Source organism: Moorella naiadis (nom. illeg.) (assembly GCF_051020825.1).
Taxonomy (GTDB): Bacteria; Bacillota; DSM-521; order Neomoorellales; family Neomoorellaceae; genus Neomoorella; species Neomoorella naiadis.
This window is the reverse complement of record NZ_JAXGFQ010000015.1, coordinates 45,260-65,118: the sequence shown is the minus strand read 5'-3', so window position 1 is coordinate 65,118 and position 19,859 is coordinate 45,260. Positions and strand designations below refer to the sequence as shown.

Annotated in this window: 19 protein-coding genes and 1 tRNA gene; all 20 read right to left on the bottom strand. The window is 58.9% G+C overall.

Features of this window, described 5'->3' with window-relative positions; genetic code table 11:
* Nucleotides 1–7: 7 nt before the first annotated feature.
* Complete coding sequence (locus SDD30_RS10895; protein ID WP_434074945.1) at nucleotides 8–1,942, bottom strand: DNA polymerase/3'-5' exonuclease PolX; 1,935 nt, start codon at nucleotides 1,940–1,942, stop codon at nucleotides 8–10.
* Nucleotides 1,939–2,214, bottom strand: a complete 276-nt coding sequence (locus SDD30_RS10890) for a cell division protein ZapA (protein ID WP_434074944.1) — start codon at nucleotides 2,212–2,214, stop codon at nucleotides 1,939–1,941. The genes SDD30_RS10895 and SDD30_RS10890 overlap by 4 nt, the downstream gene beginning before the upstream one ends.
* A 225-nt stretch (nucleotides 2,215–2,439) precedes the next feature.
* The gene (pheT, locus tag SDD30_RS10885; RefSeq protein WP_434074943.1) at nucleotides 2,440–4,869 is read right to left on the bottom strand and encodes a phenylalanine--tRNA ligase subunit beta; all 2,430 of its coding nucleotides are present in this window, start codon (nucleotides 4,867–4,869) and stop codon (nucleotides 2,440–2,442) included.
* 83 nt (nucleotides 4,870–4,952) lie between these two features.
* The gene (gene pheS / locus SDD30_RS10880; protein ID WP_434074942.1) at nucleotides 4,953–5,975 is read right to left on the bottom strand and encodes a phenylalanine--tRNA ligase subunit alpha; all 1,023 of its coding nucleotides are present in this window, start codon (nucleotides 5,973–5,975) and stop codon (nucleotides 4,953–4,955) included.
* 282 nt (nucleotides 5,976–6,257) lie between these two features.
* Complete coding sequence (locus tag SDD30_RS10875; protein ID WP_434074941.1) at nucleotides 6,258–6,350, bottom strand: YqzL family protein; 93 nt, start codon at nucleotides 6,348–6,350, stop codon at nucleotides 6,258–6,260.
* Nucleotides 6,351–6,567: 217 nt separating this feature from the next.
* On the bottom strand, nucleotides 6,568–7,389 hold the full coding sequence (locus tag SDD30_RS10870; protein WP_434074940.1) for a TrmH family RNA methyltransferase: 822 nt from the start codon (nucleotides 7,387–7,389) through the stop codon (nucleotides 6,568–6,570).
* Nucleotides 7,390–8,037 carry a potassium channel family protein gene (locus SDD30_RS10865; protein WP_434074939.1) on the bottom strand — a complete coding sequence of 216 codons (648 nt, stop codon included), beginning with the start codon at nucleotides 8,035–8,037 and terminating at the stop codon, nucleotides 7,390–7,392.
* Between the two features lie 13 nt (nucleotides 8,038–8,050).
* Nucleotides 8,051–9,382, bottom strand: coding sequence for a TrkH family potassium uptake protein (locus SDD30_RS10860; RefSeq protein ID WP_434074938.1), 1,332 nt, complete (start codon nucleotides 9,380–9,382; stop codon nucleotides 8,051–8,053).
* Between the two features lie 169 nt (nucleotides 9,383–9,551).
* A complete protein-coding gene (gene rplT / locus SDD30_RS10855) occupies nucleotides 9,552–9,917 on the bottom strand; it encodes a 50S ribosomal protein L20 (RefSeq protein WP_434074937.1) in 366 nt (121 codons plus the stop codon).
* 15 nt (nucleotides 9,918–9,932) lie between these two features.
* Nucleotides 9,933–10,133 carry a 50S ribosomal protein L35 gene (rpmI, locus tag SDD30_RS10850; RefSeq protein ID WP_109205426.1) on the bottom strand — a complete coding sequence of 67 codons (201 nt, stop codon included), beginning with the start codon at nucleotides 10,131–10,133 and terminating at the stop codon, nucleotides 9,933–9,935.
* Nucleotides 10,134–10,161: 28 nt separating this feature from the next.
* Complete coding sequence (gene infC, locus SDD30_RS10845) at nucleotides 10,162–10,671, bottom strand: translation initiation factor IF-3 (RefSeq protein ID WP_434074955.1); 510 nt, start codon at nucleotides 10,669–10,671, stop codon at nucleotides 10,162–10,164.
* 265 nt (nucleotides 10,672–10,936) lie between these two features.
* Nucleotides 10,937–12,838, bottom strand: coding sequence for a threonine--tRNA ligase (gene thrS / locus SDD30_RS10840; protein WP_434074936.1), 1,902 nt, complete (start codon nucleotides 12,836–12,838; stop codon nucleotides 10,937–10,939).
* A 281-nt stretch (nucleotides 12,839–13,119) separates the two neighbouring features.
* Nucleotides 13,120–13,473 carry a hypothetical protein gene (locus SDD30_RS10835; RefSeq protein WP_434074935.1) on the bottom strand — a complete coding sequence of 118 codons (354 nt, stop codon included), beginning with the start codon at nucleotides 13,471–13,473 and terminating at the stop codon, nucleotides 13,120–13,122.
* Complete coding sequence (locus SDD30_RS10830; RefSeq protein WP_434074934.1) at nucleotides 13,464–13,766, bottom strand: hypothetical protein; 303 nt, start codon at nucleotides 13,764–13,766, stop codon at nucleotides 13,464–13,466. The genes SDD30_RS10835 and SDD30_RS10830 overlap by 10 nt, the downstream gene beginning before the upstream one ends.
* 69 nt (nucleotides 13,767–13,835) lie before the next feature.
* Entirely contained in the window at nucleotides 13,836–14,423 is a 588-nt protein-coding gene (locus tag SDD30_RS10825) for a DUF445 domain-containing protein (protein WP_434074933.1), read from the bottom strand.
* A 178-nt stretch (nucleotides 14,424–14,601) separates the two neighbouring features.
* Nucleotides 14,602–15,471 carry a putative sporulation protein YtxC gene (gene ytxC, locus SDD30_RS10820; RefSeq protein ID WP_434074932.1) on the bottom strand — a complete coding sequence of 290 codons (870 nt, stop codon included), beginning with the start codon at nucleotides 15,469–15,471 and terminating at the stop codon, nucleotides 14,602–14,604.
* A 185-nt stretch (nucleotides 15,472–15,656) separates the two neighbouring features.
* Nucleotides 15,657–15,731, bottom strand: a tRNA-Val gene (locus SDD30_RS10815).
* A 163-nt stretch (nucleotides 15,732–15,894) separates the two neighbouring features.
* Complete coding sequence (lipA, locus tag SDD30_RS10810; protein ID WP_434074931.1) at nucleotides 15,895–16,815, bottom strand: lipoyl synthase; 921 nt, start codon at nucleotides 16,813–16,815, stop codon at nucleotides 15,895–15,897.
* A gap of 211 nt (nucleotides 16,816–17,026) precedes the next feature.
* Nucleotides 17,027–18,406, bottom strand: coding sequence for a dihydrolipoyl dehydrogenase (gene lpdA, locus SDD30_RS10805; RefSeq protein ID WP_434074930.1), 1,380 nt, complete (start codon nucleotides 18,404–18,406; stop codon nucleotides 17,027–17,029).
* A gap of 11 nt (nucleotides 18,407–18,417) precedes the next feature.
* A complete protein-coding gene (gene glnA / locus SDD30_RS10800) occupies nucleotides 18,418–19,746 on the bottom strand; it encodes a type I glutamate--ammonia ligase (protein ID WP_434074929.1) in 1,329 nt (442 codons plus the stop codon).
* Between the last annotated feature and the right edge of the window lie 113 nt (nucleotides 19,747–19,859).

Here is a 19,859-nt window from a genome sequence, read left to right as displayed (position 1 = left end):
CAGCAGCCTATCTGTTCCGCTTCAGCCGGGCCAGCAGCTGGTCCAGCTCCCAGGTGTTGACCACATCCCCCGGTTCCAGCCAGCCGCGCCGGGCGGTGAGAACGCCGTACTCCATATCCGCCAGGCGGCGGGGGTCGTGGGCGTCGGTGTTGATGGCGATGGGCACGCCGTGTTCCTTCGCCAGGCGGACGTTTTCGTCATTGAGATCCAGCCGTTCAGGGCTGGCGTTGATCTCCAGGATGGTCCCCGTTGCCGCGGCCAGCTCGATGACCCGGTTTACGTCCACGGCGTAGGGACGCCGCCGGCCCAGCATGCGGCCGGTGGGATGGCCCAGGATGTCCACATAAGGGTGGCGCAGGGCCGCCTCCAGCCGGGCCATGATCTGCTCCCCTTCCTGGCGGAAGCCGGAGTGGATGGAGGCGATGACCAGGTCGAATTCCTTTAAGACCTCGTCCTCGTAATCCAGGCGGCCGTCGGCCAGGATGTCGACCTCGACACCAGCCAGAATGGTTATTTTTTCCAGTTCTTTATTCAGCCGATCGATTTCCTGCCGCTGGGCCTTTAACTCCTCCAGGTTTAAGCCCCGGGCCACCACCAGGGAGCGGGAATGGTCGGTAATGGCGATATAACGGTAACCCCGCTCCCTGGCCGCGGCGGCCATTTCCGCCACGGCGGCCACGCCGTCGCTGTAACGACTGTGCATGTGCAGGTCACCGCGGATGGCGGCCAGGGTTACCAGGTCCGGCAGCTCCCCCCGCAGGGCGGCAGTGATTTCCCCCCGGTCTTCCCGCAGCTCCGGGACGATGTAGGGTAAACCCAGGCGCTGGTAAAAGACGGCTTCTAGCTGCGCCCCCGCCGTTATGCTGCCAAGGCTTACCGTGGAAGTAGCGGTAGAACCGGTGACGGCTGCCGGGGGATTTGCCTCAGGGGGGGCACCTGTACCGGTGGCAATCGCCGCTTCGCCGGGTAACTTAGCATTTATGACCGGCACCTCGTCCTGCCCATCCGAGAGCCGGGCAACGCCTGCGGGCCACTCGCTCCCGGACAGCAACTCTTCTGCCTCTGCCAGCCAGCGGGAGGTGGTCAGGCCCAGGTCGGCCGCGCTTAAGTCCCGGGCGGCGGCCAGGTGGAGCAGGGCGCGGCGGTGGGCCGGCGCACCGGTAGCGTAAAACAGGGTCGCCGGGAAAGCCGCCGGAGCGACCATGATGATTTCAATCTTAAGGCCCAGGTTGGTCTGCAGGGACAGGCGATCCGGTTCCTCTGCTGCCAGGACCTCCTTGACCTGGGGATGGCGGGCCATGACCTCCGCTACCTGGTGGCCCGGCTCCACGGCGGCGACCAGGTCGATATCGCCCACCATTTCTTTACCGCGCCGGACACTCCCGGCGATCTCCACCGCGACAACCCCCGGCAGGGCCAGGAGCTGTTTCTTGAAAAGCAGGGCCAGGGGTCGGGCCACCCCCAGGGGTACCTGATCCTGGGCCTCTTTGAGCATGTCCAGGCCGCGCAGGATGGCCAGTTCCGTCTTGCCGCCCAACCCGGGCAGGGTGCGAATACGCTTTTCCCGGGCCGCCTTTTCCAGATCCGCCAGGGTCGTAATACCCAGTCCCTGGCGGATCTGGCGAATGGTACGGCTGCCCAGGCCGGGGATGGCCAGCATCTCCCTTAAGCCCGCCGGCACCTCCTGGCGCAGGTTTTCCAGGAAGGTGGACTGGCCAGTGGTTAACAGTTCGGCGATCTTTTTGGCCAGGTTCTTGCCCACCCCGGGTATTTCCTCCAGGGCGCCGCGGGCGTGGAGGGCGCCCGCCTCTTCGGCCAGGTTCTCCAGGGAGCGGGCGGCACGGTGGTAGGCACGCACCTTGAAGGGCTCCTCCCCTTTTAATTCCAGTAAATCACCCATCTCCGTGAGGGCCCAGGCGAGCTCCAGGTTGGTCAAGGTCAACCCCGTTTTTCCTCCTGTATCAGTTTCACCAAAGTTTCGTAATCCTGCTGGACTTTATACAACTCATCAGTAATATTCAAGGCCGCGAGGACGGCGACCTTTACCGGGGGGTAATTGGGAAACTTCTGGCTGACCTGGCGCATCCTTTTATCAACATAGGCAGCCAGCATTTGGATATACTCCGGCGCTTCCCCTTTCACCACGTAATCCTGACCGTTGATGTTCACCGTGGTACGGTCCGGAGATGTTGTTTGCCTTTCGGCCTGGGGCAAGTTAACTCCTCCCCTCTGCACTGGTGTTATTTCCTACCTTTTTCGCTTCCCGGCGGTAAAATCCTTCCGTCGGCTACAAACAGTACCGCGGAATTTTTTTCCCGGTCGGCAGTAAGATGCCGCAGGGGGGGAATACCTCACCCGCAATCCTTAGAACAGACTTGGAGGAACTGGCTTAGCCAGTTCCTACAAGTCTCCAGCCGCCGGCTTCCTGCTTCCAACCCCTTATACCCGCAGGCTGGCACCCAGGCGTTCCTTTAAGGCCCTCTGAATCTGCTCCTGGGCGGCGTTGACCTCGGTATCGGTCAGGGTCCGATCAGGCAACTGGTAGCGGAGGGAGTAGGCCAGGCTCTTGTAACCCTCCGGGACCGGAGGGCCCTGGTAGACATCAAAGAGGGTGGCGGCCTGCAGGAGCTCACCCCCGGCGGCCCTGATTACCCCGGCCACCGTCGCCGCCGGGGTAGCCGCCGGCACCACCACCGCCAGGTCCCGGTCCACGGCCGGGAAGCGGGGCAGCGGCTCATACCGGGGAATCCTCCGGGCCAGGTCGCCGGCAGCCTCCCAGTCCAGCTCAAAAACGCAGGCGCGTTCCGGCAGGTCCGCCGCCGCCAGGACATCCGGGTGCAGCTCACCCAAGTAACCCAGGACGGTTTGGCCGGCCTGGATGACTGCCGCCCGGCCGGGATGGAGGAAGGGATAGGTGTCAGCCGCAGTCCAGGAAACACCTGCCACCCGCAGGTGAGCCAGGATATTGGCGACGATGCCTTTCAGGTAATAGAAATCCATTGCCCCAGCCGGCCAGCTCCACCCCCGGCCGGTTGTCCCCATGACCAGTCCGCCCAAGCGCAGGGGTTCATCGGGCAGGGGCGCAGCCGTGGGTATAAAGACCCGCCCCATTTCGTAGATAGCCACCGGCAGTACCCGGCGGCTGGCGTTGCGGCCAGCCACCTCCAGCAAGCCCGGTAACAGGGAAGGCCGCAGCAGGCTCTGCTCTTCTCGCAGGGGGTTCTGGATGGCCACCGTCCGGCGCCAGGGGTGGCCGGCAGGCAGCCGCAGCTGGTCCAGGGCCCGGGGGCCGATAAAGCTGTAAGTGACTACTTCCGTCAAACCAGCCGCTGCTGCTGCCTCCCTGCCGGCCTCTTCCCAGCGCTGGGAGGGGGGCTGTTTCTCCCGGGCCGAAATATTACCCGGCAGGGTCGCAGGGATCTGGTTATAACCGTAGAGGCGGGCAATCTCCTCCACCAGGTCGATCTCCGAGGTCAAATCCCCCCGGCAGGCCGGAACGGCCACCCTTAAAGTAGCAGATAGCTCCACGACCTGCACTTGTAAATGCAACCTCTCCAGGAGTTCCTTCATGGCCGCCGGGGCGATGGCCGTCCCTAGGAGGTAGTTTACCCTTTCCGGCCGCAGTTCAATAGTAATCGGCTGGCGCTGCTTTACGTAGCGGTCCAGGCGGCCCCGGGCCACCCGGCCCCCGGCCAGCTGGGCCATGAGCAGGGCCGCCCGGTCGGCCGCCGCCGGCGCGCCCTCCAGGTTGACGCCCCGCTCGAAGCGGGTCGAGGCCTCCGAGCGCAGGCCCAGCCGCCGCGAGGTGTGGCGGATAGAAGCGCCGTCGAAGTGGGCCGACTCGATGAGGATGCTGGTAGTGGCCGGGGTAACCTCCGTCTCCCGGCCGCCCATGACGCCGGCAATGGCCACCGGCTGGGCGGCGTCGGCGATAACCAGCATCTTCGGGTCCAGTTCCCGGTCTACTTCATCCAGGGTGATCATTTTCTCGCCAGGCTCGGCCCGGCGGGCTATGACCCGGTGCTCCTCCAGGCGGTCGTAATCAAAGGCGTGTAAGGGCTGGCCCATTTCCAGCATAATAAAGTTGGTGATATCCACCACGTTGTTGATGGGCCGCATACCGGCGGCGCGCAGGCAGGCCTGGAGCCAGGCCGGCGAAGGGCCGATGCGTACCCCCTGCACCAGCCGGGCCACGTAGCGGGCGCAGAGGTCCGGAGCGGCGATCTCAACTGCTACCAGGCCGGCGATCTCCGGATCCTCCTCCGGGGGAGTGGTCGGCGGCAGGTGCAGGGGGGCACCGGTAAGGGCGGCCACTTCCCGGGCGACGCCCAAAATGCTCAGGCAATCGGCCCGGTTGGGCGTGAGTTCCAGCACTAGAACTACATCCTTCAAGCCCAGTACCCGGCTGACATCCTCGCCCAAGGGGGCGTCCGGGGACAGGGTGATGATGCCTTCCCGGTCTTCCGGGGAGATGAGGGCTACATCCAGCCCCAGTTCCTGGGCCGAGCAGAGCATCCCTGCCGAGGCCACCCCCCGGAAGGTGGCCCAGTGGATCTCCCGGCCCCCGGGCAGCCGGGCGCCTTCCAGGGCGACGGCTACCATCTGGCCTTCGTAGACATTGGGCGCGCCGGTGACCAGTTGCAGTTCCCGGCCGGCTGCGCCGGCATCCACCCGGCAGACGACCAGATGGTCAGAGTTGGGGTGGGGGGTGATGGCGATAATTTTCCCGGCTACTACACCCTGGAAGTCCGGGGTCAGGTCCTCAATGCCCTCCACCGCCAGGCCGGCCATGGTGAGTCTCTCAGCCAGCTCCTCCGGGGGCAGGTCAACCTCGACGTATTGCTTGAGCCATTTATAAGGAACACGCATGCATAATTTCACTCCTATCAGCAAGATAGACAGTTTTAGGTAAGGGTTATAGCTAGCAACGCGAATAGCATGCCTCGGTAATATCAAAACTGCTGCAAAAAGCGCAGGTCGTTCTCATAAAAGAGACGCAGGTCGTCGATACCGTACTTCAGCATGGCCACCCGCTCCACCCCCAGGCCGAAGGCAAAGCCGCTGACTTCTTCCGGGTCGTAGCCGGACATGCTTAAAACCTTCGGGTGCACCAGGCCGCAACCCAGGATCTCCAGCCAACCGGTGTGGGAACAGACTCGGCAGCCGCAGCCGCCGCACATGACACAGGAGATATCCACCTCGGCGCTGGGTTCGGTGAAGGGGAAATAGCTGGGCCGGAAGCGCACCCTGACCCCGTCGCCAAAGATCTGCTGTAAAAAGGCCATCAGGGTGCCCTTCAGGTCGCCGAAGGTCACCCGCCGGTCCACCAGCAGGCCCTCTACCTGGTGGAAAAGAGGCGAGTGGGTGGCGTCGTCGTCGCGGCGGTAGACCTTACCCGGCGCGATGATGCGGATGGGTACCTGTGGCCGCCGCGCCTCCATCACCCGTGCCTGCACCGGTGAGGTATGGGTGCGCAGGAGGACATCCTCAGTGATATAAAAGGAATCCTGCATATCCCGGGCCGGGTGGTCCTTGGGCAGGTTCAGAGCCTCGAAGTTATAATAGTCGCTCTCCACCTCCGGCCCTTCGGCCACGTCGAACCCCAGGCCGATAAAAACGGCTTTGATTTCATTTAACACCTGGTACAAGGGGTGCCTGTGGCCGGTGGTTACCGGCCGGCCTGGCAGGGTAACGTCCAGGGCTTCCGCCCGCAGGCGCCGCTCCTGTTCCTGACGGGAGAGCTTCTCACCGGCCTCCCGCAGGGCCCTTTCCAGCTCCTCCCGAACCTGGTTGGCCAACTGCCCCACCCGGGGCCGTTCCTCAGGAGGCAGTTTACCCATGCCCCGTAAGACTTGCGTCAACTCGCCTTTCTTGCCCAGGTACTGGACCCTTAAGGTTGCCAGCTCTTCGCTGGTGGTGGCGGCCGCTACCCGAGCCAGGGCCGCCTCGCGGATAGCCGCGATAGCTTCTAACATCCTGGTCACCTCATTCTGGCAAAATAAAAAGCCTTCGCCCCCTTCGGGACGAAAGCTGCATCACATCTGGAACCACCCCAAGCTGACCGGCACCAACATGCCGTTCCCCTCTAACGGCGGGAACACCGGCCCGGCCTACTCTTTCTTTCAGCCTGCTGCTCCCGGGAGAACTTCGCCCGGCCTTTCCCCGGCAGCGCTTTCAGTCAACGACGCCGCCTCCCTGGGGGTTCCGCACCGGCTACTTTGCCCGTTCATGGCATTTACGCTATAAAAATTTTCAGCCTACTGCAGCACCATTCGCCGATACAAGATGTAGGCAGCGATGGATCCCGTTTTTTCAAAAAGCCTCCAAAAGAACTCCGCCGACAGGAACACCCTATCACAACCTTTCCAGGAGCTTTTTGGGGGTAACCTCACAGGAGTAATTATAGCATAGGCTCCTGGCCGTGACAAGGCGTAAAGCAACTATTTATACAGCAGCGTGGCTATGGTGCCGCTGAAGCCGACGGCAATGGTAATGACGGCGCCGCTAGCCCAGAATTTAAGGCTGTTAAGCTTATCATCTATTGAATATATGAATATACATACAAAGTTATACCTTCTGCCGCTGGCGCAGGGCTTCATAGAGGAGGAGGGCGGCGGCCACGGCGGCGTTAAGGGAATCAACGGGTCCTACCAGGGGGATGCCCACCCGGTCGGTAGCCGCAGCCAGTAGTTCCGGTCCGGGCCCGTGGTTCTCGCTGCCCACTACCAGGGCCAGGGGCGGGCGCAGGTCCGCCTGCCAGAAGGTTAAGGGCGCGCCCACGTCGGCTATTACCAGCTTCAGCCCGGCTTCTCGCAGTTCCCGGGCCAGCCGGGATGGTTCTACGCCGACGGCCACCGGCAGCCGGAAGGTGGCGCCCATGGCCGCCCGGACTACCTTGGGGTTATAGGGGTCTACGCAGCCGCGGGTTAAAATTAAGCCCGTCGCCCCGGCTCCCAGGGCCGTACGCCAGATGGTCCCCAGGTTGCCGGGGTCCTGAATGCCGGCGGCGATTATCAGTAGTAAGGGGGAGGTGGATTGAGGCCGGGCCACCGCCAGGAGGTCGGCCGGTTTTTTTTCCTGCATTGGGACCACGGCCACAATTCCCGGCGGCGTCATGGTGGTGCTGATGCCGGCCATGATTTCTTCCGTTACCGCCAGGCAATGGCAACCTGCTCTTTGCAGGCCGGCTACCAGTTTCTCACCCCGAGGGGTGGTAAAAATGCGGGGACTATATAATATCACTTCCAAGGACGCGCCGGCCTGCAGGGCTGCTTCCAGCAGGTGGACGCCCTCGATGAGATAGAGGCCCTTCTTTGCCCGCCAGGAGCGTTCCTGCAAGGAGCGGGCCAGCTTCACATAACGGTTGGTTGGAGATGTAATTAAGGTCATTTAACTCTCCTGCAGTCGCTCCAGAGCCTTATTCCGGCCCACCAGGACTAGAACATCCCCTTCATGCACCACGTCGTCGGCGCCGGGGGCGGCCAAGATCTGGTTTTCCCGTTTGATGGCCATGATGCTGACCCCATGCCGGGCGCGCAGGTTCAATTGCCCCAGGGTCTTGCCGGCCACCCTGGCGGGGGCGACAATCTCGACAATGCTATACTCCGGCGAGAGGTCGATGTGCTCCAGGACGTTACCGGAAGCCAGGGTGTGAGCCACCTTGACGCCCATATCCCGTTCCGGGTAAACAATCCGGTCGGCGCCAATTTTAGCCAGGACTTTACCATGCTGGTCGTTGATGGCCTTGGCCACCACACATTTAAGGCCCAATTCTTTAACGTTAAGGGTAACCAGGATGTTAGCCTCGACGTTCTCCCCGATGGCGACAATGGCGACGTCGACGTTGCTGAGGCCCGCCGCCTTCAGGACTTCTTCATCCCGGGCATCAGCCTGGATGGCCGTAGTTACTTCGTTCATCAGGGCCTCAACCTTGGCCTCATCGCTGTCAATGGCTATAACCTGGTATCCCAGGCGGGCCAGGGTGCGGGCCACACTGGAGCCGAAACGGCCCAGGCCGATTACGGCAAACTGTTTCACAATTTTACCCCCCTTAGCCAATAATGACACCCTCCTCGGGGTAGTGCTTTAATCCTTGGCGACCCAAACGCTGGGCAATGGCGAAGGCCAGGGTCAAAGGTCCCACCCTACCGATGTACATGGTCAGGCTGATCAGCAATTTGCCGATCACCGTCAGTTTGGTGGTGAGTCCGGCCGTCAGGCCTACCGTACCAAAGGCCGAAACCACTTCAAAGAGGACTACTTCCAGTTCCGCCTGCTCGGTTACCAGCAAAATTCCGGTAATAGTAATTACCAGGAGCATCGATACGGCCGCTACCGCCAGGGCTTTGAGGACCGTACCCCGGGGCAGGCGCCGGCCGAAGATCTCAATATCCATCTTACCCTTAATAATTGACCAGACGGCCGCGGCGATGGTAGCAAAGGTGGAGGTCTTGATGCCGCCGCCGGTGGAGCCCGGTGAAGCGCCGATAAACATGAGGACGATCATGAAAAGCAGGGTCACCGGCCGCAACTCGCCGATATTCAAGGTGTTAAACCCGGCCGTCCGGGGCGTCACCGCCTGGAAATAAGAAGCCAAGATCTTTTCCCCGATAGGCAGGGGCATCAGGCTTTTGCTATTAGTATATTCCAGGGCCAGAATCACGAATGTGCCCACGCCGAGCAACAGGAAAGTAGTGCGAAGGACAATCTTGCTATGTAGAGACAAGCGCTGCCAGGAACGTTTGCTGTAGAGATCGGCGACGACACTGAAACCCAGGCCGCCGCAGATAATCAAAGTGGTAATGACCAGGTTGACCAGCAGGTCGCCCCGGTAATCAACCAGGTTGGCGGAAAACAGGGAGAAACCGGCGTTACAAAAAGCCGAAATGGCATGAAAAAAGCCGAAATAAAGGGCCTGTCCCGGGGGCATATCCCGGCTGAAGCGGGCGGCCAGAAGCAGCCCCCCGGTGCTTTCCACCAGCAGGGTGAACCCCAGGACATACCTGCTCAGGCGCACTACCCCGGCCACCGTGAGCTGGTTCAGGGCTTCCTGCATGACCAGCCTCTCTTTCATGGTGATACGCTTACCCAGGAGCAGGGCCACCAGGGTGGACAGGGTCATAAAACCCAACCCACCGGTTTGAATCAGGGCCAGAATAACCAGTTCACCGAATAAAGAATAGGTAGTGGGCGTGTCCACCGTATTCAACCCGGTGACAGCCGTAGCCGAGGTGGCCGTAAACAGGGCATCGACTACGTTTACCGGTTGCCCGGTTTCGCTGGCCACCGGCAGGGTTAAAAGGAGGGTGCCGATGGCAATGACGATGGCAAAGCCCAAGGCCAGGACTTGCGGCGGCCGCAGGCGAAAGGGCCACTCCTGCACAAAACTCGTACTCTTTCACCCTCTTTTCACTTGTAAGAGCGCCAAAATGGGTGCAGCGTGTATCTTCTAACGAAGGTTTGTCGCCGGTTTCACCCGGACACGTTAATATAATAAATATAATTAAAGGGCCAAATAGCTCAGGACTAATTTGGCCCCGGTTAGACGTGGATCAGGCTCCCAGCCCCAGCTGCTCCTTGGCCATAGCCACCAGGCGGTTAAAACCGGCCTGGTCGTTAACGGCCATCTCGGCCAACATCTTGCGGTTGATCTCGACACCGGCCTTTTTTAAACCGTTGACCAGGCGGCTGTAGGTAAGGCCGTTCATCCTGGCGGCGGCGTTAATGCGGGCAATCCAGAGTTTGCGGAAGTCGCCCTTGCGCTGCCGCCGGTGGGCGTAAGCATAGGCCAGGGACTTGATTACCTGTTCATTGGCCGGCCGGAAGAGCTTGGATTTGGCGCCAAAGTACCCTTTGGCCAGCTTCAGGATCTTTTTATGGCGCTGGTGTTTGGTTACACCCCGTTTTACGCGTGCCATCTTTTTTACCTCCCTTTAGGCTTCATAAGGCAGTAACCTGGCTACCCGCCGCCGGTCTGTGGCATCAACCAGGGTCGCATGGCGCAGGCGCCGCTTTTGTTTGGGTGTCTTGCTGGCCAGCAAATGGCTCTTATAAGCCCGGAACCGCTTGACTTTCCCCGAGGCCGTGACCTTCAGCCTTTTGGCCGTACCCCGGTGGGTTTTCATTTTGGGCATAGTTTATCACCTCAAGTATGAGTTTTCTTTACGACTTGGGAGCCAGGATCATGGTCATATTACGTCCCTCTACCTTGGGCGGTTTTTCAATGGAGGCAAGGTCCGCCACCTGGTCGGCCACCCGATGGCACAGCTTCAAGCCCAAGTCGGCATGGGCAATCTCGCGGCCACGGAACATAATGGTCACCTTTACCTTATCGCCATCCTCCAAAAAACGAATGGCGTTGCGCGTTTTGACCTGGAAGTCGTGTTCCTCGATATTCGGGCGCAGTTTGACTTCTTTAATATTTATTATGCGCTGTTTTTTCCTGGCCTCGCGCTCCCGCTTGCTCTGCTCGTATTTATACTTGCCAAAATCCATAATACGGCAAACCGGCGGTCGCGCCGTAGGGGCCACTTCTACCAGATCCATACCCTGCTCCTGGGCTAGACGCAGGGCTTCCCGCGTCGGCATGACACCAAGTTGTTGGCCGTCGGCACCAACCAGGCGCACATCCCGGGTCCGGATTTCTCCATTGACCCTTAAATCCTTGCTGATAATGCGTCACCTCCAGCTGAATTTACCGCCCAGTAAAAGTGAGATATGGGAAGTGGGAGGCTTGCGGCTAGTTGCCGCTAAGACTAGTTTCCCAAAAAAGCAGGCGGGTGGACTAAAACATCCACCCGCCATGTACAGACCTTTTCCTGGGCAAACCCTACTAACCTTTTGGCCGTAAGGTGAGAAGCGGATGGCTTCTACTTCCTGGAAGAGTATATCACAGGACCAGTAAGGCGTCAATACATTATTTGCTACAGTGAGGTGCTCAGCGCCGTTCCCGGATCTCCTGGACCACCCTGGCGGCAAAGACCGTTACCGGTACGCTGCCGGTATCCCCGGCGCGGCGCTCCCGTACGGATACAGTACCCCCGGCGGCCTCCTTATCCCCCACGACCAGCATGTAGGGGATCTGTTCCACCTGGGCGGCGCGGATCTTGTAGCCGATTTTATCGTTGCGGTCGTTGACCTCGATCCGGATGCCGGCCCGGACCAGTTCCTCTTTCACTTTGAAGGCGTATTCGTTGTGGCGGTCGGTAATGGGCAGCACTCGCGCCTGGACCGGTGCCAGCCAGACGGGGAAGGCGCCGCCGTAGTGCTCAATAAGGATGCCGATAAAACGTTCAATGCTGCCGAAGACCACCCGGTGAATCATTACCGGCCGGTGTTTCTGGCCGTCTTCGCCGATGTAGTTCAGGTCGAACTTCTCCGGCATCAAGAAATCCAGCTGGATGGTGCCGCACTGCCAGGTCCGGCCCAGGGAGTCCTCCAGGTGAAAGTCGATCTTGGGGCCATAGAAGGCGCCGTCGCCTTCGTTGACAGCATAGGGCATGCCTTTGGCCTCCAGGGCCTGGCGCAGGGCGCTGGTAGCCGTTTCCCAAATCTCCGCCGAACCCATGGCGTTCTCCGGCCGGGTGGAAAGCTCCACGTGGTACTTAAAGCCGAAAAGGCTGTAGAAACGGTCCACCAGGTCGATGACCCCCTGGATCTCGCCGGTAATCTGGGAAGGCAGCATAAAGATGTGGGCATCGTCCTGGGTGAAGGCCCGCACCCGCATCAGGCCGTGGAGGACGCCGGATTTCTCGTGGCGGTGGACCAGGCCTAATTCCGCCAGGCGTAGGGGCAGGTCACGGTAGCTGTGCTGCTCGGTTTTGTAGACCAGGATGGCCCCCGGGCAGTTCATGGGTTTAATGGCATAGTCGACATCGTCGATCTTAGTGAAATACATATTCTCCCTATAATGATCCCAGTGGCCTGACTGCTCCCAGAGGGAACGGCTCAGGATCACCGGGGTGCGGATCTCCAGGTAACCGGTGCGACGGTGCTCCTCCCGCCAATATTGCTCCAGCTCATTGCGGAGGATCATGCCTTTAGGATGGAAGAAGGGGAAGCCGGGTCCCTCCTCGTGGAGGCTGAAGATACCCAGCTGGGCCCCCAGGCGGCGGTGGTCCCTTTTCCTGGCCTCTTCCAGGCGGTGCAGGTACTCCTCCAGTTCCTTGGCCTTCGGGAAGGCCGTCCCATAAATGCGCTGCAGCATGGGATTGACTTCGCTGCCGCGCCAGTAGGCTCCGGCCAGGCTGGTGAGTTTGACTGCCTTCAAGTAGCCGGTGCTGGGCAGGTGAGGGCCGGCGCAGAGGTCAATGAAATCGCCCTGGCGATAGGTGCTGATGGGCACCCCTGCCGGCAGGTCGTTGATGAGTTCCACTTTGTAGGGCTCACCCTGCTGCCGGAAAAGCTCCAGGGCCTCCTCCCGGCTTACCTCCTGCCGTTCCAGGGGCAGGTCGGCTTTGATGATCCTTTGCATTTCGGTCTCGATAGCGGCCAGGTCTTCGGGGGTAAATTTATGCTCGCTATCAAAGTCATAATAAAACCCGTCGGTGATAGCCGGGCCGATGCCCAGTTCTGTACCGGGGAAGAGGTGTTTGACGGCCTGGGCCAGGACGTGGGACGCGGTGTGACGGTAGGTCAGGCGCCCGCCTTCATCGTCAAAGGTAAGGATCCCCAGTTGACATTCCTCCGGCAGGGGCCGGGTCAGGTCCCAGACCTCACCGTTGACCCGCGCCGCCAGGGCCTCCCGGGCGAGGCGGGGCGAAATGTCCTGGGCTACCGCCAGGGCCGTGGTGCCCGGGGCGTACTCTTTGACGCTACCGTCGGGTAGGGTTACACGCATAATTGTTCCTCCTTAAAAAAATAATCCCCGTCCCGCAAAGGGACGGGGATTGCTCCCGTGGTTCCACCCTTCTTCGGGGGATCAAGCCCCCCTCCGACGCTCGTAACGGTAGCTTTCCGGCCGAGCTTACTCTTTTTCAGCCCGGCAGCTCCAGAGTGGTCCGGCTCCCTGCCATCACCCGGGACGCTTGCAGCCAGGGCGTCCCTCTCTGGTGGGCCGTACAGGGGCCTTTTCTCCTTCTTCGCCGTTAGGTACATTATAGCGATTGCAGTCGGAAGCTGTCAAGGTTTCGCGTTTAATCGTGTTATTCGCCGCCAAATGAACTCAACTTCATTAATAATATCCAGTAAGCTTTGTGCGGTTATAGTTTGATGACTCTCCGGTTCGTCAAAGGGATGGCAATGCCAACCCCGTAAATTATCCCTATCGATACCCCAGACACGCTTTTCTTCGTTAATTAATGCAAATGCTAAAGTACCAGTACGTTCATTGTAATATACCTTGAGAAAGCCATCATCTTTGAGTTCAATCTTTCCTTTCACCAAAAAAACTTCAACCTGTAGGTGGTAATCATCTACGAACCGTTTACCTGCTAAATTAGCAAAAAGGTCTCTTATAAATTTGCCTACATCCATTTATCTTTTAGCCCCTGGTAGTGTTTTAAAAGGGTTTCTATTTCCTCCCAATCCCAGTAATCCTTCTCTACCTCATAAGAAAATGCATCCTTTGGCAAGCTATTATCCTTTATTTGCCGGCTAAAAGCCTGAAAGGACATGCCCCATTTTTTTTGGAGTTCTTGTTGGCGTTCTTTAAGGTTAGTGATCTTTAAATCAAGGAATTCACTAAAGAGTTTATATAAAGCTTCATCCATGTCATGGGCATGGGTAGTCTCTAATAGTAGACTGCTAAATCGCGGTGAAATAGCCATGGCCACTGCCTCCTCCCACGATGTATCCTGTAAATATTTTACCAGACATCTATGTTAACGGGAAGTCCCTCACCACCCCGCCAGCAGCGCCTGGATCAGGCCGATCAAGAAACCCAGGAGGCCGCCGAGCCATTCGATATAGCGCAGTTCCCGGCCGGCTACTTCGACAACTATTTCTTCCACCTGCTGCAGGTTTAATTTATTAAACTTGGCCGCCACTACGCCTCCCAGAGAAAAGACCCCCGGTGCCCGGCCAATCTCCGCCAGTAACTCCCGGATGGCCGACGGCATCTCCCGCCGCAGGGTTTCTTCTATTGACCTGCCGGCCGCTTCTTTTAAACCCGGGGGAATAAAGGAGGGCAGGCGTTCCAGCAGGCGCCGCCGCGCCACTTCTACCACCATAGTAGTCAGGCGGTCCTCCAGGGCCGGGGTATGTAGTTGTTCCAGCACTTCTTGCCAAGGTAGCAGGTCTTTATCAACGACTCCGGCTATATTGGCGGCTATTTCCGCCTGGCGTTTAGGAATAAGTCCCTGCAGGGTCCAGAATAATATCTTCACCGGCCGGCGGGGCCGGAAGAGCATCCTGATAGCAATGACGTTTGTCAGCCAACCTATAAAAGCTCCGATAAGAGGGATTAAAACCCACCTGGCAAGCATTTTATTTCACCTCATCGAAGCAGATAATAACAAAAGCCAGGCTAAAATACAAGGTGCCCGGCCTTAGTTAAAATTTAAACATCTGGATGCAGTTATGTCATTAAATTGCGGCAAGGAGGATAACGTTTACCTGTTAGTTAATAATCCGACCCGGGGCTAATTATGGGCCAATTGCCCCCTACCGCTTTTGCAGGGGTTGTAAACAGCGACTGCACCCGTTACACTGGATAACTCGTTCACCAAAGACACTTTTAATCGTAGTAATGGTATTGTGACAGCGGCCTTTATCTACAGCATGCAGGATTACCTGGCGGGGGGAGATGGTTATGAGGGCGCTGATTAAGAGATCCTCATAATTTAAATCGCCATCCGCCATATCTACCATGAAACCCTCCAGGTACTCACCATTGAGATTGCGGTTCTCACCGTCATAGAGCTGGAAACCGCCGCCGGGACTCAAGATCACATGGACCTTTTCCACCCGGGGTTCCTGGGCTTCGACAAAATAACGCAGGAGGCGGACAAATTCGTCGTACTCCTTTTCCATTAAGAATTCATCAACAGCTTCTTCCAGGGCCTGATCCAGTTCCAGCAGGTAGTCCGGCAGGCGGAAGCGGAGGAAACCATCAATATTCAACCAGTTGTTTTCCTGGAAATACTCCAATACCCGCTCATAGATAGCCTCGCCTCGCCCCTGCTGAACCTGCAGGTAGCTGTTCTCTCCCTGATCCAGGATGGCCTGGGCGCGCCGGCAGATTTCCTCGATAGCTTCTTCATCCAGGCCCTCATATTCGCTGGTTAGGATGCTGGCCAGCAGGTCTTTTTCCCATCTTTCGACAATAAAAGTGGCCACAATTTCGGCCACCTGTTCCTGAAAGCGCTTGATATCCCTTTGCGAAGGTCGGCCCCGCCCTGTCTCCAGGAAGCAGCGAAAGAAGTTTACTCCTCCAGCCTGCCACAGGTGGAGGCCAATTGTATAGTTAAATCTATGGTTAAACTCGGCCTGCAAAAAATCTATCGGCCTGGCAGTAATGAGCGTAATGTTCATGGGCCTTGCACCCCCTTGTGCTGCTATTATATGTGCCGCCCATGATTTGTATACAAGGCTGCTCTTATACATGCCTTAAAAAGCGAGGAATCCCAAGGCCTCAGGCTACGGCTGAAATTGGCATGGAGTTAATTTTTGCTAACAAAGAGGACCCTTACTTTAAGCAAGGGTCCTCTTTGCTGAAATGGTGGGCGCAGCAAGGATTGAACTTGCGGCCCCTTCCGCGTCAAGGAAGTGCTCTCCCACTGAGCTATGCGCCCGATTGCTATTATTTTCCGCGGCGAGAAATTAGCTCCTCACCTATGTCTCACCGCGCTGACGATTTTATTATGCCGCAAAAAAGCTGGGATGTCAAGGGGACTGCTATTTTTCTATTTTTTCGTTCGTAACCTGCTGCAGTTCCAGCTCGTAATGGGTGCCATTTTATTTTCGTCTTTTTTCGTCTTGCTTCCTGTTCTTGACCTTTAGCATTTGCTCGCTGAACGCTGCGGCGTGGTAGGAGCTGCGGACGTAGGGTTCGGAGGCGACATAGAGGAAGCCATACTCCTTCCCCTTTTCCGCGTACCAGGCAAAGGTCGCGGGGGTGACGAATTCTTTAATCTCCAGGTGCTGGGGAGAGGGCCGCAGGTACTGGCCGATAGTGAGGATGTCACACTGCACAGCCCGCAGGTCGGCCATGACTGCCAGGACTTCTTCCCGGGTTTCCCCCAGGCCGACCATCAGGCCGGATTTGGTATAGATGCCGGCGTCGAGTTCTTTCATTTTTTTGAGGACGTCCAGGCTGCGGCGATAATCGGCCTGGGGCCGGACCTCTAGGTAGAGCCGGGGCACTGTTTCGACGTTGTGGTTAAAGATGTCCGGCTGCGCCCGGGCAACGATAGCCAGGGCGTCACGGCTGCCGCGGAAGTCCGGGGTTAATACTTCAATATAGGCCTGGGGCAGGGCTGCCCGCAGGGCGGTAATGGTGGCGGCAAAGTGGCCGGCACCGCTGTCGGGCAGGTCGTCTCTGGTCACTGAGGTAACGACCACGTGTTTAAGCCCCAGGCGCCGGGCCGCTTCAGCCACGCGATGAGGTTCATCCTGATCCACGCCCTCCGGCCGGCCGTGCTCGACGGCACAGAAGCGGCAGTTGCGGGTGCAGGTGTTGCCTAGGATCAAAAAGGTGGCCGTCCGGTGGGCGAAACACTCCCCCTGGTTGGGGCAGCGGGCGCTCTGGCAGACGGTGTTGAGGTGCAGGTCGGCCAGGAGCCGCCGGGTGGCCTCGATGTCACCGGACGCCGGCAGGCGTTTGTGGAGCCAGGGAGGCATGCGCCGCTTACCGGTTGTTTCAGATGAATTGACCATTGCTGTCTGCTATATTCCTCCCAAAAATCTCTTTCCAGTACTTTGCTTACCGCCTTTGGTCCAAAGGGGCTTCTGCATCTGTTTACAGTAAATTATCAAGGGTACTTCGTCCCTGGTTTGAACGGCGGGCAGGAGGAACCTGAAGTTAAGGGGGCTTTCAGCCCCTGCGCTTTTAGCCTCTGTGGTAAGTCCCGGATAATTTTGATGACCGCTACGAATGGATGCTCATTCCGTGGACAGCCTCAGCGGCCTCCATGACAGCTTCAGAAAGGGTGGGATGGGCGTGGATTGTCGCCGCCAGTTCGGTGGCGGTAACCCCCTGGCTCACAGCCAGGGCACCTTCGGCGATGAGCTCGGTGGCGTGGGGGCCCATGATGAAGACCCCGACCACCCGGTCGCTCCCTTCTTCGGCGATGACCTTGACCAAGCCTTCGGTTTCGCCGCTGCAGAGGGCCTTGCCGCTGGCCAGGAAAGGGAATTTGCCGACCTTGACCTTCATACCCCGCTCTTCGGCCGCTTCTTTCGTCAGGCCGACGCCGGCGATCTCCGGCAGGGTGTAGATGCAGTTGGGTACGGCGTCGTAGTTGACTTTCGTCGGCCGGCCCATGATGGTGGCCACTGCCGCCAGGCCCTGGGCTGAGGCGACATGGGCGAGCTGGATCTTGTTGGTGACATCGCCGATGGCATAGATGCCGGGGACGCTGGTACGCAGGTAGTCGTCGACGACGATTTCCCCCTTCGGCCCCAGGGTGACGCCGGCTTCTTCCAACCCCAGGCCGCGGGTGTTGAACTGGCGGCCGATGGAGATGAGAATTTTGTCGGCGGCGATAGTCTGGCCGCCGGCCAGGGTGGCCTGGACCCGGCCGCCGTCTTCTTTAACCGCAGTGATCTGGGCTTTCGTTTTAATCTCGACCCCGGCTTTTTTGAGGATCATACTGAAGCGCCGGGCGATCTCACTGTCGATCATAGGCAGGATGGTGGGCATCATCTCGACGATGGTGACCTTACTCCCCAGGGTGGCGAAGAGGGTGGCAAACTCGCAGCCGATGACCCCGCCGCCGATTACCAGAAGTTCGGCCGGTACCTCCGTCCAGGCCAGGGCCTCGGTGCTGGTGACGACGGTGTGGCCATTATAGCCCAGGGCCTTAATCAAGGCCGGCTCTGACCCGGTGGCCAGGATGATGTTCTCGGCCACGATGTTCTCGAGGGTGCCCTCGGTGGTGGCTACTTCGATTTGGCCGGGGCCTTTCAGGAACCCGCGCCCCTGAATAAGGTCGACTTTGTTCTTTTTGAATAAGTAAGCGATACCCCCCGTCAGCTGCTTGACTACGGCGTCTTTCCGCGCTGCCAGGCGGCTGTAGTCGACGCTGTAATCTTGGACGTCAATGCCAAAGGCCGCCGCTCCCTGGAGACCCTTCACCAGGGCCGCTCCGGCCAGCAGGGCCTTGGTGGGGATGCAGCCCCGGTTGAGGCAGGTACCGCCTAAAGCGTCCTGCTCGATGACGACGACCTTCGCCCCCAGCTGGGCCGCCCGGATGGCGGCTACGTAACCCCCCGGGCCACCGCCCAGGATGGCTATTTGGTAGTTCACGGGAACCCCTCCTAAAACTTTGTCAGGTAGTGTTCGATCTCCCACTGGTGCACCCGGGTGCGATACTCCTCACACTCGATGCGTTTGGCCTCGATAAAGCGCTGGTAGATATGGGGACCCAGGGCTTCGCGGATAACAGCATCCTGCTCTAATTCCACCAGGGCTTCGTCCAGGGTGCCAGGCAGCAGGCTGATACCCTCCGCTTTGAGACGGGCTGCTTCCATGTCAAAGATATTGGCGTTAATGGGCGCTGGCGGCTCAATACGGTTTTTGATGCCGTCCAGGCCGGCCCTCAACATGACGGCAATGGCCAGGTAGGGATTGGTCGAGGGATCGGGGTGACGCACCTCCAGCCGCGTCGACAGGCCGCGTTTGGCCGGGATACGGATCAGGGGGCTGCGGTTCCGGGGTGACCAGGCGATATAAACCGGGGCTTCATAGCCCGGTACCAGGCGTTTGTAGGAATTCACCGTAGGATTGGTAATCGCCGTCATGCCCCGGGCGTGGGCCATCAGGCCGCCGATAAAGTAGAAGGCGACCCGGCTCAGCTGGAGATCGCCGTCCGGGTCATAAAAGGCATTCTGACCGTCACGGAAAAGGGAGATATTGCAGTGCATGCCCGAACCGGAAATACCATAGATGGGCTTGGGCATAAAGGTGGCATGGAGGCCGTGGCGCTGGGCGATGGTCCGCACCACGAACTTGAAGGTGGCGATATTATCGGCCGTCCGCAGGGCGTCGGCGTATTTAAAGTCAATCTCGTGCTGGCCGGGGGCTACCTCATGATGGGAGGCCTCGATTTCAAAACCCATCTGCTGCAGGGTGAGGACCATATCCCGCCGGGCGTCCTCCCCCAGGTCCACCGGCGTCAGGTCAAAGTAACCGGCGCGGTCGTGGGTCTCCAGGGTCGGCCGGCCGCTGGCGTCAGTATGAAAGAGGAAAAACTCGGCCTCCGGGCCGACGTTCATGGTAAAACCCAGGGCCTCTGCTTCGGCGATGGCCCGCCGTAGGGTTCCCCGGGGACAACCGATAAAGGGCGTACCGTCGGCGTTATAAACGTCGCAGATTAAACGCGCCACGGCGTCGCCGTTGGGTTTCCAGGGAAAAATGGTAAAAGTGGCGGGGTCCGGGCGCAGGTACATATCGGATTCTTCAATGCGGACGAACCCCTCGATGGAAGACCCGTCGAACATCAACTCGTTATTCAGGGCCTTGGGGAGCTGATCCGGAGTAATAGCTACATTCTTTAGCACCCCAAAGATATCGGTAAACTGCAGGCGAATAAATTTTACGCCCAGGTCGGCAACTTGCTGTAAAATCGTTTCCCGGCTGTCCACCATAGATTGGCTTTCCCTCCCTACAAGCTCCTAATCAAAACGAAAGCGCCCTGGTAAAAGGACGCCTTTTTACCTCTTCGATTATAGCATTGTCCCCGACGGCTTTCAACATTTTT

Bases quoted from the DNA above. Each gene is read 5' to 3' on its own strand.
- thrS (WP_434074936.1), bottom strand. From the start codon at position 12,838: ATGCGTGTAACCCTACCCGACGGTAGCGTCAAAGAGTACGCCCCGGGC.
- pheT (WP_434074943.1), bottom strand. From the start codon at position 4,869: ATGCGTGTTCCTTATAAATGGCTCAAGCAATACGTCGAGGTTGACCTG.
- rpmI (WP_109205426.1), bottom strand. From the start codon at position 10,133: ATGCCCAAAATGAAAACCCACCGGGGTACGGCCAAAAGGCTGAAGGTC.
- SDD30_RS10835 (WP_434074935.1), bottom strand. From the start codon at position 13,473: ATGGATGTAGGCAAATTTATAAGAGACCTTTTTGCTAATTTAGCAGGT.
- rplT (WP_434074937.1), bottom strand. From the start codon at position 9,917: ATGGCACGCGTAAAACGGGGTGTAACCAAACACCAGCGCCATAAAAAG.
- SDD30_RS10825 (WP_434074933.1), bottom strand. From the start codon at position 14,423: ATGCTTGCCAGGTGGGTTTTAATCCCTCTTATCGGAGCTTTTATAGGT.
- ytxC (WP_434074932.1), bottom strand. From the start codon at position 15,471: ATGAACATTACGCTCATTACTGCCAGGCCGATAGATTTTTTGCAGGCC.
- pheS (WP_434074942.1), bottom strand. From the start codon at position 5,975: ATGTTAGAAGCTATCGCGGCTATCCGCGAGGCGGCCCTGGCTCGGGTA.
- SDD30_RS10870 (WP_434074940.1), bottom strand. From the start codon at position 7,389: ATGACCTTAATTACATCTCCAACCAACCGTTATGTGAAGCTGGCCCGC.
- lipA (WP_434074931.1), bottom strand. From the start codon at position 16,815: ATGGTCAATTCATCTGAAACAACCGGTAAGCGGCGCATGCCTCCCTGG.
- glnA (WP_434074929.1), bottom strand. From the start codon at position 19,746: ATGGTGGACAGCCGGGAAACGATTTTACAGCAAGTTGCCGACCTGGGC.
- SDD30_RS10830 (WP_434074934.1), bottom strand. From the start codon at position 13,766: ATGGCTATTTCACCGCGATTTAGCAGTCTACTATTAGAGACTACCCAT.